Genomic DNA, 13,872 nt, shown 5'->3' with positions numbered 1-13,872 from the left:
ATTATCATTCGACATGGGCATCATCCGGCGGATGCGGGCGATTTGGAATTCGTAATCAAATAATCGCTCTTCATATATCCCCTGGGAGGTATCGGAAAAGGATTCCGATAACCCTCTCAGGGGATTTTTATTAGCGGTTGGACATGATCTGGTTTCGAAATTCTCCCGGAGACATGTTGGTGAATTGCCTGAATACCCGGCATAAATAATGGACTTCCATTCCGACCTTTCTCCCGATTTCCTCCAGGGTCAAATCGGTGGTCATCAATAGACCCTTTGTTTTCTCGATCCTGACCTTAATAATATACTGCACAGGTGTCATCTTCATTTTGGATTTGAAGAAGCGGATGAAATAGTTGGGATTATAATGGATAAGTCCCGCCAGTTGCTCTACGCTGACGTTATCGTTGATATGCTCCTCAATATACTGGAATACCGTGTTCAGCTTCTGCATATCGGGCAGCATGGACAGCGAGAGTTGACGATCGGGAACGATGTCAAGATAATGTCGGACAAGCTTCATCAATATTTCGTTCCTTTGCAGCGGGGCTGTCCAAGCGCTGCTCCCATATGCATCGATCAATTCCTTGAATAACTGCTCCATATATGACTCGTCCGGCACATTCAGCACGTGGGGAATATGAATTAGCTGAAACAAATTCAGCGTGTCCACCTTGGCGGTAAAATGGCACCAGAACTTCCTGTAGGTGTTATCGCCCACGACAGAGATGGAATGAAGCGATCCGGCTGGCATGAGAACGATTTGCCCGGGGGAGGGATGATATTCTTGTTCGTCGATCTTAATCCAGCCCTCCCCTTCCCGTATAAAATATAGGGCGTTATAGGATGGTCTCATATTAAAAAAGCGCCAGTTCTGGGACACTTTATCAACCTTGGCAATGGATAAGCGAAGATTCGCGTTAGCCAGGTAATTTTGAATCAACTTCAGGTGGTTTATATCCATTGGCTGCCCCCTACCGGTGTGTATTTTGGATACATTGATGTGTTTTTTATGCATTTCAAATCCGAGTGGTATTCATTAAGCTAAATGAGAAATCCCATTCAATGACATATCAAGGGGGAGGTAATGACATCAAAGCTTAGGACTGATCTGCCATTCCATCAGGATATCAAAGGAAATCGAGGAGGAATCGTTAAGGAATGAAGATGATGAAACGGATTAAGAATTTCGCAGTAATCGGGTCCGCGGTATTATTAATGACCGCATCCATTGCAGCTGCCGAACCTGCGGAGATCAGTAAACGGACGGTAAAAGATCCTGCAATGGCAAATGCCACCGGACCGACCGAACTTCAATCATCCGCATTGGCTGATGCTCCCTGGTCGGCCGGAACGCCGTTGGACGTGCTTAAGAACGATTTCAGCATATTTTATAAGGATTTGCAAGCGATTCCATATTTCGCTGGCGGCGGCGTTGCTGCAGTAGGGGATGCTGCATTCAATATCAATGTGCCCGATTATTATATTCCAGCCATCTCAGCAGCCCGTTATGGCAAAGGGCGCATCGTTGTCGCCGGGAGCAAGGAGTATTTCAATCTGTCCGAGTCAGCGGGTGATGCTGCGGGTAAGCTGGCCCGGAATATTTTATGGTGGCTAACGGACGATGCCTCCACAAATCAAGGCCAAGGCAATGACCGTACGAATCGCTATGAAGATGCATTAGAGCAGCCGGGAAAGAAGATTAGACTGATAACGACCTCCGACGAGCTCACGGTTAATCCGGATTTGCCTATTGAGCTTGTGAAAATCGACAGCTGGGATTCCGTAAACCTGAATCCGCAAAAATATGCGGTAGCCCATGTAGACCAGACGATGAAGGATAAGGATCTCGAAGCGCTGGATCAATATTTACGGTTAGGGGGCGCCATCATCGTGGCGGATAACCTGAGCGGTATTGAGGGAATAACGCGCGATACTCCCGAGGAAACCGTGCTTCAGGTCGGCAATTTGAGGGGAGCTAGACTCAGCCGCGATTTTGCGATTCAAAAGCTGCTTAATCGGGCAGGGCTGACGTTGATGAACAGAGGCTCTGAGTCAAGTGTCGGCGAATCCGCATTAACCTATGATCAAGCCGACGATCATCATATCAGGGCACGGCTCACGCAAGGTAAGGAAGTGGAAAAAGGGACGCTCACTTATGATCAAATCGAGATTGGTCCGCCGGGTACACCAGCGAACAAAAAGCAGGAGCGGCTCTACAATATACTAAACGAGACAATCGAAACGTTAACCAGCGAATCCCCGTTGTATGCTTGGGCAGAATCGGAGGCCGAAAGTCTGCCGCCTGCCGTGTTCCCGATTCAAAAATTCCAGCAGCCCTATACGAATGCGCTGTTTAACTTCCGCTTTAGTCATTTTACCTTGGATCCCGCCAACGAGAAATCTCCTTACGCCGACGCATTTCCGGGAATGGTCGGAGAGGAAGCGACCATCGTCAACGACCGGGAAATCGAGGTCGACTTTGATTTTCCGAATACGATGTACACGCATGCTCTTCCATCAAAAAACTGGATAAGCACCGGATTGTATGCACCCCCAGGTAAAGTCATTACGCTTGAAGTGCCGGAAGGCGTTGAGCATTTAACGGTTCAAATTGGTTCGCATGACGACGATTTGAGGGGATCCGGCAAGTGGGGACGAGTTCCGCTTATCGTAAACCACCTGAAGCTGACACCGGGCATCCATCAAGTGAACAGCCCGTATGGCGGTTTCATCTATCTCATTCCGCTAAAGGCGAAGGAGAATTTCCGGGCAACCGTCAAAATCAGCGGTGCGGCGGAAGCCCCGTATTATGTACTCGGCAAGACTACACTCGAGGAGTGGGAGAGGATTCGCACGGGACCGGTTGCCGTTCCTTTTGCCGAGTTTCAGGGAGAACGCATTATCCTGACGGTTCCCTCGGATTTGATCCGCCAAGTGACCGACCCGGAAGAATTGATGCGGACCTGGGATGAAATCTACGACAGTTATGATAAACTGGTCGGACTTGATCCGGACAGGGCGATGCCTCATACTGCCCATCAATTGAACCGCCGTTACGTCGCTGACGGACAGATCTCTTCCGGGGCGATGCATGCGGGATATCCCATCATGATGCCGTTCAGTTATGCGGCCAACCTGCTGGATGTCGATTATATTAAAACAAGTGCTTGGGGCTTCTGGCATGAACTTGGGCACGAATACCAGCAGCGGACATGGACGTGGGGCGATGTCGGGGAAGTCACCGTAAACCTGTTCTCTCTATACACCCAAGAGAAGTACGGCAATACCTCCGAACTGCTGAAAGTCGGAAATGACGGCAAGGATTACTATGATCGGGGGATCGCATTCGTAGAGAACAATGACCCGGCCAAAAAATACGGCCAAATCGGCAATTATGAAAGACTGGTGATGTTCAAGCAGCTTCAGCTTGCTTACGGCTGGGAATTCTATACCCGGATATTCGAGAAATACCGCGAATTATCTCGCGACGAAATTCAAGGCACGGTGGATACTTTTGCCGTCATAGCTTCTCAAACAGCGGGGGAGGACCTGACTGAATTTTTCGACAAATGGGCAATAGGTCTGACGGAAGACGGAAATGGAAGGATTGCCTCATTGAATTTACCTGAGCCGCAAACCGAAATATGGACGTTAAGAGAGTAAACATGAAAAAGCCAGGTTTCCTCCGGTTGAGGAAGGCTGGCTTCTTTATATCTGTTATGCAATATAGCATATTTTTGTACATGATATTGCATACAAGTGACTTTTTGCATACAATGAAATGAGTAAATGATATGTACGTTAAGATACTTCGGATCCACGGGAGGAATTTCATATGTCCAGTCAATCGTTAAGCGCTTTCTTACAGGATAATCTAACAGAACTCAAGCAGCAAGGACTCTATAATACGATCCAGCCTCTTGAAAGTCCGAATGGTCCGCTTATTACCATTCAGGGTCGTGAATTCGTGAATTTATCTTCCAACAACTATCTGGGACTGGCGAATGATGAGCGATTGAAAGAAGCGGCCATCCGGGCTACGACCGATTTCGGAACCGGAAGCGGCGCCGTTCGCTCCATTAACGGAACGCTCATGCTTCATGTTGAGCTTGAGGAAAAGCTTGCGCAGTTCAAGGGAACCGAAGCGGTGCTGACGTATCAGTCCGGTTTCAATTGCAATATGGCGGCGATCTCGGCGGTGATGGGTGCCGGGGATGCGATTTTGTCGGATGAGCTGAACCATGCGTCCATTATTGACGGCTGCCGATTGACCAAGGCGAAGGTTATCCGTTTTAACCATTCGGACATGGACGATTTGCGTTCGAAAGCGCAAGAAGCGAGAGAATCCGGTTTATATAACAAAATTATGGTCATTACCGACGGCGTGTTCTCGATGGACGGCGATATTGCGAAACTCCCCGAAATCGTGGAGATCGCCGAGACCTATGATCTGATCACTTATGTGGACGATGCGCATGGCTCAGGTGTTCTTGGCGGCGGAGCAGGTACCGTGAAGCATTTCGGATTGTCGGAGCGAGTGGATATCCAGATCGGCACGCTGTCCAAAGCGGTTGGCGTTGTCGGCGGGTATGTTGCCGGATCACGGGATCTGGTCGATTGGCTCAAGGTCCGCAGCCGGCCGTTCCTGTTCTCCACGGCGCTGCCTCCAGGTACCGTAGCCGCTTGCATTATCGCTATCGACATCCTGCAGAACAGCAAAGACCTGCAAATGAAGCTGTGGGAGAACACCCGTTATCTGCAGGAAGGCCTTAAGCATCTTGGCTATTCCGTCGGCTGTACGGAAACGCCGATTACGCCTTGCATTATTGGAGATGAAGCAACCACCCAGAAATTCAGCACCAGATTGTATGAAGAAGGCGTGTATGCCAAATCGATCGTATTCCCTACGGTGCCAAAAGGCACGGGTAGAGTTCGGAACATGCCTACCGCCATGCATACGAAGGAGATGCTGGATCGCGCACTTTCCGCATATGAAACCATCGGACGCGAACTGGGTCTGATCTAAATAAGGGGGCACAAGTGATGAAACGAATTATGGTAACCGGTGCGCTCGGGCAGATTGGTTCGGACCTGGTGGCGAAATTGCGGCAAGTTTACGGCGAAGAAGCTGTTCTCGCAACGGACATTCGCCAAATCCATCATGAGACGGTGCAATCAGGACCGTTCCGAATACTGGATGTAACCGACCCCCAAGCTTTCCATGAAGCAGCTAAAGAACACCGCGCGGATACGATTATCCATCTTGCAGCCCTGTTGTCCGCCAAGGCGGAATCCAATCCCGCACTGGCGTGGAACCTGAACATGGGCGGTTTGTTAAGCGGGCTCGAGACGGCACGGGCATTATCCTGCCAGTTCTTTACGCCGAGCTCTATCGCAGCATTCGGGGCGGACACCCCGAAAAGAGCAACACCGCAAGATACGCTGCAGCGCCCGTTAACGATGTATGGTGTCAGCAAGGTCTCCGGCGAGCTGTTGTGTGACTACTATTACCATAAATTCGGAGTGGATACCCGCGGATTGCGCTTTCCAGGCCTGATCTCCCACTCCGCCCCTCCGGGCGGGGGAACGACGGATTATGCGGTTGAGATGTATGTAGATGCTATTCGCAGCGGCAGCTATACTTCCTACATTGATAAAGGGACCTACCTTGACATGATGTACATGCCGGATGCGATCTCCGCTATCATTGCATTGATGGAAGCGGATCCGGCTAAGCTGAAGCACCGCAATGCCTTTAATGTTACGGCGATGAGCGTCGACCCTGAGGGGATTGCGGCCAGCATCCGCCGCCATATACCGGATTTCAGCCTCGACTATCACGTGGATCCTGTCCGTCAAGCGATTGCGAACGAATGGCCGGATTCTATCGATGCAACTGCGGCACGCGAAGAATGGGGATTTGATGTACAATATGATTTGAACCATATGACCGATGATATGGTGTCAAAGCTTATGGAGAAGCCGCAAGCGGATCAGAGCAAGATCAGTTAACGGCTTCGTTTCAGAAGGAGGATATGGTTACACTTGGAACCCATTCATAAAAAAGTAGGGAGAAATCTGCAAGCTATCCGCAAATCACGGGGCCTCAGCCTCGATAACGTAGCCGAGTTGACCGGTGTTAGCAAAGCCATGTTGGGACAGATCGAGCGGGGGGATTCCAACCCGACGATTTCGGTATTGTGGCGTATCGTCAGCGGCCTCGGCATTTCATTCACCACGCTCATCGAAGAGGCGGAAACCGAAGTGACCGTGGTATCCCCGGAGGACGTGGAGCCTTTTCACGAGGCCGAAGGCGCTTACCGGGTATACCCTTTGTTCTCCTACAACCTGCGCACCAAATTCGAGTCCTATATGGTCATCATGGATCCCGGCTGTGACCATGGTTCAGAAGCGCATAATGATGGCGTGGAGGAATATATTTTTGTGCATCAGGGAGAGCTGGAGCTGTGGCGCGAAGACGAAAGCTACACCGTCCCTGCCGGAAGCTCTGTGCATTTCTCGGCTAATCGGCCTCATCGGTACGTTAACCCTGGGAATGAAACCACGAAATTTTACACGATTATATTCTATGCGGATGCCGCAGCCAGAGGATGATCTTGATAAACAGCTGCACTTATTGATTACCGACAACCCAATATTAAAAAAAGTTAGTGCCGCCCGGAAAAAATACAGTCCGATCTTAAATATCGACTGTATGGTGTTCCGGGCGGCTTGTTTTATATTTAGGACGCAGGGAAAAAGGAAACTGGATGGAGGGGGAGGTGAAACGGAAGCAGTTCGTTTCTCGTTGCTATTACGAAATCATCGGCAAAGGAGTTGAGCGGTTGATGGGTTTCCACACCAAAAAGTGGTTGAAGCTGTTATTGGCGGTTGCTTGCACGCTTGCAGCCGTTCCGCCGTCAGGGAAGACACTGATGGCGGCGGATGGAATGACGGAGCAGGCCGACGTTCATGCATTAGGCACGAATACCGCAGCGAGCCTGGCAACCCAGCATGATCTTGATGTAATTTATAAAGATTTGTCCGGTTATCCGACGGTATCGGCGACCTATAACGGCGGTGTCGCGGCTATAGGAGATCAAGCCTTCGTTCTGGCGGTCAACCCGGACACGACGCCGATACTTGCAGCGGCTCGCTACGGAAAAGGCAAAGTCGTTGTTGCAGGCGATGACTCCTATTTCAAATTCACCTCCGATATTACCGATGAGCGGAAGACGGTGGCACGCAACATCCTTCTGTGGTTAACGGAGGATTCCGAGACGTTGACCTATCGGGAGGCATTGGAAGGCAAGGGGCGGTTGCCCATGTTGTCGGCAACGTGGAAGAATTATATCATTGAAACCGATGTGCCGATCGATCTGGTTCGGCTGGACCAATTCACGGAGGAGCATCTGGATCCGTCCCGTTACCCCGTAGCTTATATTGACGGGACGCTGAAGGATAGCGAGGTCGATGCCGTCGAGCATTACGTCGCGCAAGGAGGTCATATCGTTGTCCCCTTAAAAGGATGGGTGATGGAGCAATATCCGCATGTCTTCCTCGGGAATGAATATCAGGGCCGTTCGGGCAGGCTCAGTGAAGATTTTCCGGTGCAGCGCCTATTGAACCGGATGGGTCTTGGTCTGATGAACAATACGGCGTCGACTCGAACGGAAACCTTGCCCACATTGACACCGGAGCAATCGGCCAATTACCATTCGCTAAAGCTGCTGGAGCAGGCCGAGGCGATTGAGGCTGGAACGCTGTCACCGGATCAGGTGAACGTCGGACGGCCTGGCCCCGGCGCTGACAAGAAGCTGCAAGTCATCGCTTCGGTGACCGGCGGAACCGTCAGCAGCATCTCCCCGCAAAGTCCGCTATATGCTGTGATCGAGCAGGATGCCAGCGATTTGGAGTCCCAGCTTACGTTTCCGCTCGACCGTTCCAAAGCGCCCTATACCAGCGCATTGTTAGCTTTTCAATTGGGACGGATCGGCAATGACCTGACGGCCCCCAAATCCCCTTATGCCGATCAATTTCCCGGGACCGTACCGGGGGACGCGCCGCGAGTGTCGGGACAATCCGTTCACGTGAATTTTGATTATTCAACCTTTGACTATTTACGCCAAGGGACGGTTCCGAAGAATTGGATCAGCACGGGGTTATACGCACCGGCCGGAGAATGGGTAACGATTCATGTTCCTGAAGGTACCCAGAATTTAGATGTGCAGGTAGGGGCTCACACGGATAATTTGACAAGTAAAACGGAATGGGAACGACCTCCGGTCATCACACAGCGGAAGCCGCTCCTTCCGGGCGAGAACCGGATCCGCAGCCCTTATGGCGGCCTGATTTACCTGATTCCGACCAAGCCGCAGCCGGGCGTTGCGAAGGATATTGAAATCAGCGGCGGAGTTCGCACTCCGTATTATATCCTTGGCGAGACCTCTTCGGCTGAATGGGAAGACACGATTCGGCATCATCCCGCTCCATGGGCAGAGCTTCAGGGACGCAGAGTGATCTTGACGCTTCCGTCCGAGTATATCAGGCAGCTTGAAGATCCGCAGCAATTAGTGGAGAAGTGGGATGCAATCGTGGACTACACAGAGGAAGTCGCGGGGCTTTCCCCGGATCAACCGCTGCCGCACAAAAGTATAGACCTTCCGTTCCGTTACGTTGCGGATCGCCAAATTAGTGCGGGTTATATGCATGCCGGCTATCCGATCATGTTCCACATCGATCCTTCGGCGGGCCACGCCGTGGACATATCCCGAGTTACTCAGGGAGGATGGGGCTTCTGGCACGAGACCGGTCACGAATATCAGCAAGGAGCTTGGAACTGGAACGTAACGGGTGAAATTACGGTAAATATTTACTCCTTATATGTCCAAGAGAAATTCGGCAACAGCAGCAACTTATTGATTCGCAATGCCGATGGGAAAGATTTCTATGACTTAGCGTTTGAATATATCGAAAGCGATCTTCCGGGCAAGTCGTTCGGCACCTCGGGCCAGCTCGATCTTTTCGGCTATCTCGTAATGTTCCGCCAGCTTTCCCTGGCTTACGGATGGGACTTTTATGCTGAGCTTCATCAGGCGTACCGGGAGCTGCCGGCATCCCAGCTGCCAGCGACAAACCAAGAAGAGATCGACACGTTTGTTATCATGGCCTCGAAAACCGCAGGCGAAAACCTGACGGAGTTCTTCGATAAATGGGCGCTTCCGTATTCTAAGGCTGAGGTTCAATCCCGTATCGCCGCCTTGAACTTACCCTTACCTAAGCAGGAGCTTTGGCGCTTAAGGGAGACCCACGCGTTAAATGCTCCTCCCGAGATCAAGGTCGATCAGGATTCCGAGTGGAGCCGCGAATCAGTGAAGGTCACCATCACGATGACACCGGAAGCTGAAGCGGCAGGCATGCGGAACCAGTACAAAATGGACTCCAATGGCAAATGGACCGATTACACGGCTCCCATAATTGTAGAAACGGAAGGTCAGACAACGATATACGCTCGGGCAGCTGCCCTGTCCGGAGTGACAAGTAATGAAGCGATTAAGACGGTGAAGATCGACTGGAGCGGACCGGAAATCACGACAAACGTGACCCAGTCCGTATACCAAACCGAGCGTTTCGCCATGTCACCTCACATCACGGACGCATTAAGCGGCGTATCCGCCGTCATCGTGGAACTGGATGACAAGGAAGCTGCGGAAACGCTGGTTATAGAGCCGTTAACGCTGACTGCCGGTCCGCACATCCTTTGCATAACGGCAGAAGATGCAGCCGGGAATATCACGGTTCGCGAATACCCATTCGAGGTTGCTGTCGATCTGGAACAGCTCGACGATATCGTAAGAGCAGGGGAAGAGAAAGGCTGGATCGATAATCACGGCATCACGCAAAGCTTATTGGCCAAAATTGCGAATCTCCAGCAGCATTCGCCTGGAAGCGAAGCAGCTGAGGATGCAATCACTTCGCTGGAGAATGCCATTAAGGCGCAGCAGGGCAAGCATCTCGATTTCGGCTTCGCGGAGCTGCTTCTTGGAGACATAGACTACATTCGAAGCCGCAGCTCGGCTTCCTAGCAGCTTACTTAATGAAAAGGGCGGCCGTTTCGGCCGCCCTTCATTTCTGTAATGGCCATCCATCATGAAATAAATCAGTCCAAGATTAAATATAGACAATGTACTGCCTTAAAAATATATTGCACAATTAGAAAACACGGCGGTGTTCAATCGCCAATATGTTCAGTAAGGTGGTGCTTAACAAACCAGAAATTCACACAACAAACAAAGGAAAAGGGAGGCAAATGATAATGAAGGTCAACAGGTTTAAAGTATTCTGGATTGTTTTGCTCGCTGTCACCATGGCCATTACGGCGTCAGGGTGCGGCGGCCCTGCCAAGGAACAACCGGAGGTAGCGTCGGACCCGGAAGCCCCTCCGGTTCTATCGGAACTGACGTATTGGGTGCAAATCGTTAGCCAGGTGTCCGCTACGATGAAGAGTTACAACGAAATCGAGGCTTATAAGGAGCTGGAGAGGATCACCGGGGTGAAAGTGGATTTTCAGCATCCTCCGCAGGGCCAGCAGGCGACGGAGCAGTTCAATCTGATGATGACCTCGGATAAACTCCCGGACGTGATCGAATATTCATGGGCCGGCTATCCGGGAGGACCGGAGAAGGCGATCAAGGACGGCAAAATCATCAAACTCAATGATTTGATCGACCAATATGCTCCGAACTTTAAAAAGGTGCTCGAGGAGCATCCGGAGTGGAAGAAGGAAATTATGACCGATGACGGCAGCATCTATGTGTTCCCGTTCCTCCGCACCGACGACAAGCTTAAGGTATTTCTCGGACCGACGATCCGGCAGGATTGGCTCGATAAGCTGGGGCTTTCGATGCCGACCACGGTTGATGAATGGTACAACGTATTGAAGGCTTTTAAGGAGCAAGATCCGAACGGCAATGGCAAGGCGGATGAGATTCCCCTGTATCTGACGAAAGGAGATGTCGATACAACGACCGCTTTTCTCGGGGCATGGGGCATTAATGCCGGATTTTATCAAGAGGAGGGTCAGGTTAAATACGGCCCGACGGATCCGAGGTTCAAAGAGTTCTTGACGCTCATGAACCAGTGGTACAAGGAAGGCTTGCTTGATCAAGACTTTGCGACGACCGATGAGAAAATGCTGGAGGCCAAAATTACGGGCGGGCAGATCGGATCAGCGATTCTATACACCGGCAGCGGGATCGGCAAGTATGGAACGCTCATGAAGGATAAAGATCCGAACTTCAGACTTGTGGCAGCCCCCTACCCTGTCATGAACCAAGGCGACAAGCAGATTTGGGGATATAAAGACTATGCGTTTAACGGAATAGGGGCAGCAGTTACCACCAGCAACAAAAATCCGATTGAAACGGTGAAGTGGCTGGATTACGGCTATTCCGAGGAAGGCACCCTGTTGTTTAACTTCGGAAAAGAGGGCGTCAGCTACTCGATGGAGGACGGCAAGCCGATGTTTAAGCCCGATGTATTGAAGGACCCTTCGGGACTGCCGGTGATCCAGTCCATGTCCAAGCATAACCGCGCAACCTTCAGCGGGCCGTTCATGCTTGATATTCGGTTTGATCAACAATATACGACCGAGCCGGATCAGCTGGAGTCCAAGGTCATCTGGGCAGAGCCGACCATGGAAAAGAAAATGCCGCGCACAACGCCGACCCAATCCGAGAGCAGCCGCTACGCTTCCATCATGACGGATATCAACACGTACAAGGACGAGATGTACTTGAAGTTCGTCATGGGCGCCGAGCCGTTGGATCAGTTTGACAAGTATGTGAAAACCATTGAATCCATGGGTCTTGCCGAAGCTCTGGAAATACAGCAGAAAGCCTTGGAGCGTTACGGTAAGCGGTAAACGGTAGACGGTAAACGGAAACGTCCTGAAGCGGCGGAAACATGCAGACTCCGCCGCTCTTGGCGCCATATAAATTGATTTGGAGGGAGGGATTCGATTGTCAGCAACCCAGGAGTATCCCTTCGAGCATCGCAAAGGGAAATGGACAACGATTGCGAACGATTTGAAACGGAACAAATACGTCTACATACTGGCGCTTCCCGTCATTCTATACTATGCCGTCTTCCACTATGGACCGATGTACGGTCTGTTGATGGCTTTCAAAGATTTCAGCATTGCCGATGGTATTTGGGGAAGCGAGTGGATCGGATTTGAGCATTTCCGTAATTTTTTTAACAGCTATTATTTCGAACGCCTTCTGCGCAATACCGTTCTGATCAATATCTATGAGCTCATCTTCGCGTTTCCGGCACCGATTATCCTTGCCCTGCTGCTGAACGAAATCCGCAGCCGGCTGTTTAAGCGTACGGTTCAGACGATATCGTATTTGCCGCATTTCGTATCCATCGTCGTGGTAACCGGGATCATGTTCGATTTTCTCGCAAGAGATGGCTTGGTGAATCAGATTCTGGGCTTTTTCGGCATCGAATCGATTCCGTTCATGAGCGAGGCCAGCTGGTTCCGTACGATATATGTCGGCTCCGGCATTTGGCAAGGCGTAGGCTGGGGTTCGATCATTTATCTTGCCGCCATCGCCACCATTGACCCGACCCTGTACGAGGCGGCCAAGATGGACGGCGCAGGCCGCTGGAAACAGATGCTGCACATCACGCTGCCGGGCATGCTGCCGACAATCATCATCATTTTTATTCTCAATATGGGCTCCATGCTTAGCGTTGGCAGCGAAAAAGTATTGCTGATGTACAGCCCGCTTACTTATGAAACGGCAGACGTGATCTCGACCTTTGTCTACAGGAGAGGGGTTCTGGAGACGGATTACGGCTTCACGACCGCCGTTGGATTATTCAATGCGGTAGTCAGCTTTATCCTGCTTGTACTCGCGAACTCCATCAGCAAGCGGGTCAGCGAACATAAACTGTGGTAGAGAGGGAGGTCGTCCATGGCTAACAAACGATCCGCAGGCGAGATAACCTTCGTCTGTCTGAATGCATTGATCCTGACGGGCCTCTGCTTCGTCACCTTATATCCGTTCGTGTATGTTGCCTTCGCTTCGTTCAGCGATCCCGCTTCATTGGCCCAGCACCGGGGGCTGCTGTTCGCGCCGCTTGATATTAACTTCGAAGCCTATAAGGCGGTGTTTAACAACCCGATGATTACGACGGGATATCGGAACACGCTGATCTACGTCGTGGCAGGAACGGCCATCAATCTGGTGGCCACGGCGATCGGCGCATATGTGCTGTCCCGCAGAAATTTGTACTTCAAAAATGTCCTGATGATGCTGATCGTCATCACCATGTTTTTCGGCGGCGGGCTGATTCCGACTTATCTGCTGATCAATAACCTGGGAATGCTGAACACGATCTGGGCGATGCTGATCCCCGGGATGATCGGGACGTTCAATATGATCATTATGCGGACCGCCTTTCAGTCCGTTCCGATAAGTCTTGAGGAATCGGCGAAAATCGACGGGGCGAACGACCTGATCATTCTGTTCCGGATCATTATTCCGCTGTCCATGCCCGTTATCGCCGTCATGATTCTGTGGTATGCCGTGGGACACTGGAATTCATATTTCGGGGCGCTCATCTATCTGAGGGATCGGGAGCTATTTCCGCTCCAGCTCGTGCTCCGGGAAATTCTCATAACCAATACGACCGACAACATGATGACGGAGGCCTCGGGAGACCGGATGGCGATCGCGGACACCATTAAATATGCAACGATTATCGTTTCCACATTGCCGATACTGCTTCTGTATCCGTTTTTGCAAAAATATTTCGTCAAAGGCGTTTTGATCGGCGCCATTAAGGAATAGGAGGAGA

Annotated in this window: 9 protein-coding genes; 8 read left to right on the top strand and 1 reads right to left on the bottom strand. The window is 51.1% G+C overall.

The features are described 5' to 3' along the window. Nucleotides 1–130: 130 nt before the first annotated feature. A complete protein-coding gene (locus MKX98_RS24560) occupies nt 131–964 on the bottom strand; it encodes an AraC family transcriptional regulator (protein WP_220684300.1) in 834 nt (277 codons plus the stop codon). Nucleotides 965–1,161: 197 nt separating this feature from the next. On the opposite strand from MKX98_RS24560, the gene MKX98_RS24555 reads away from it, so the two are divergent. The 8 genes from MKX98_RS24555 to MKX98_RS24520 all read left to right on the top strand — a co-directional run bounded on the left by MKX98_RS24555 (nt 1,162) and on the right by MKX98_RS24520 (nt 13,865). Then, on the top strand, nt 1,162–3,666 hold the full coding sequence (locus MKX98_RS24555) for a M60 family metallopeptidase (RefSeq protein ID WP_339218942.1): 2,505 nt from the start codon (nt 1,162–1,164) through the stop codon (nt 3,664–3,666). Nucleotides 3,667–3,838: 172 nt separating this feature from the next. After that, complete coding sequence (locus MKX98_RS24550) at nt 3,839–5,029, top strand: glycine C-acetyltransferase (RefSeq protein ID WP_339218940.1); 1,191 nt, start codon at nt 3,839–3,841, stop codon at nt 5,027–5,029. Between the two features lie 17 nt (nt 5,030–5,046). Further along, a complete protein-coding gene (locus MKX98_RS24545; protein WP_194543951.1) occupies nt 5,047–6,015 on the top strand; it encodes an NAD-dependent epimerase/dehydratase family protein in 969 nt (322 codons plus the stop codon). Nucleotides 6,016–6,048: 33 nt separating this feature from the next. Continuing rightward, nucleotides 6,049–6,618 (top strand): XRE family transcriptional regulator, encoded by a 570-nt coding sequence (locus MKX98_RS24540; protein ID WP_036660138.1) that lies wholly within the window; start codon nt 6,049–6,051, stop codon nt 6,616–6,618. Nucleotides 6,619–6,785: 167 nt separating this feature from the next. Then, nucleotides 6,786–10,088, top strand: a complete 3,303-nt coding sequence (locus MKX98_RS24535; RefSeq protein WP_339218936.1) for a M60 family metallopeptidase — start codon at nt 6,786–6,788, stop codon at nt 10,086–10,088. 230 nt (nt 10,089–10,318) lie between these two features. Further along, nucleotides 10,319–11,926, top strand: a complete 1,608-nt coding sequence (locus MKX98_RS24530) for an ABC transporter substrate-binding protein (RefSeq protein ID WP_339218934.1) — start codon at nt 10,319–10,321, stop codon at nt 11,924–11,926. Between the two features lie 97 nt (nt 11,927–12,023). Beyond that, nucleotides 12,024–12,971, top strand: coding sequence for an ABC transporter permease subunit (locus MKX98_RS24525; protein WP_194543949.1), 948 nt, complete (start codon nt 12,024–12,026; stop codon nt 12,969–12,971). 15 nt (nt 12,972–12,986) lie between these two features. After that, nucleotides 12,987–13,865 carry a carbohydrate ABC transporter permease gene (locus MKX98_RS24520; RefSeq protein WP_194543948.1) on the top strand — a complete coding sequence of 293 codons (879 nt, stop codon included), beginning with the start codon at nt 12,987–12,989 and terminating at the stop codon, nt 13,863–13,865. Nucleotides 13,866–13,872: the final 7 nt, after the last annotated feature.

The organism is Paenibacillus sp. FSL W7-1332, assembly GCF_037969785.1.
GTDB lineage: Bacteria > Bacillota > Bacilli > Paenibacillales > Paenibacillaceae > Paenibacillus_AQ.
This window is presented reverse-complemented; position numbering and strand designations above follow the sequence as displayed.

Coding starts and splice junctions, on each gene's coding strand:
- MKX98_RS24560 (WP_220684300.1), bottom strand. CDS start 964: ATGGATATAAACCACCTGAAGTTGATTCAAAATTACCTGGCTAACGCG.
- MKX98_RS24555 (WP_339218942.1), top strand. CDS start 1,162: ATGAAGATGATGAAACGGATTAAGAATTTCGCAGTAATCGGGTCCGCG.
- MKX98_RS24550 (WP_339218940.1), top strand. CDS start 3,839: ATGTCCAGTCAATCGTTAAGCGCTTTCTTACAGGATAATCTAACAGAA.
- MKX98_RS24545 (WP_194543951.1), top strand. CDS start 5,047: ATGAAACGAATTATGGTAACCGGTGCGCTCGGGCAGATTGGTTCGGAC.
- MKX98_RS24530 (WP_339218934.1), top strand. CDS start 10,319: ATGAAGGTCAACAGGTTTAAAGTATTCTGGATTGTTTTGCTCGCTGTC.
- MKX98_RS24520 (WP_194543948.1), top strand. CDS start 12,987: ATGGCTAACAAACGATCCGCAGGCGAGATAACCTTCGTCTGTCTGAAT.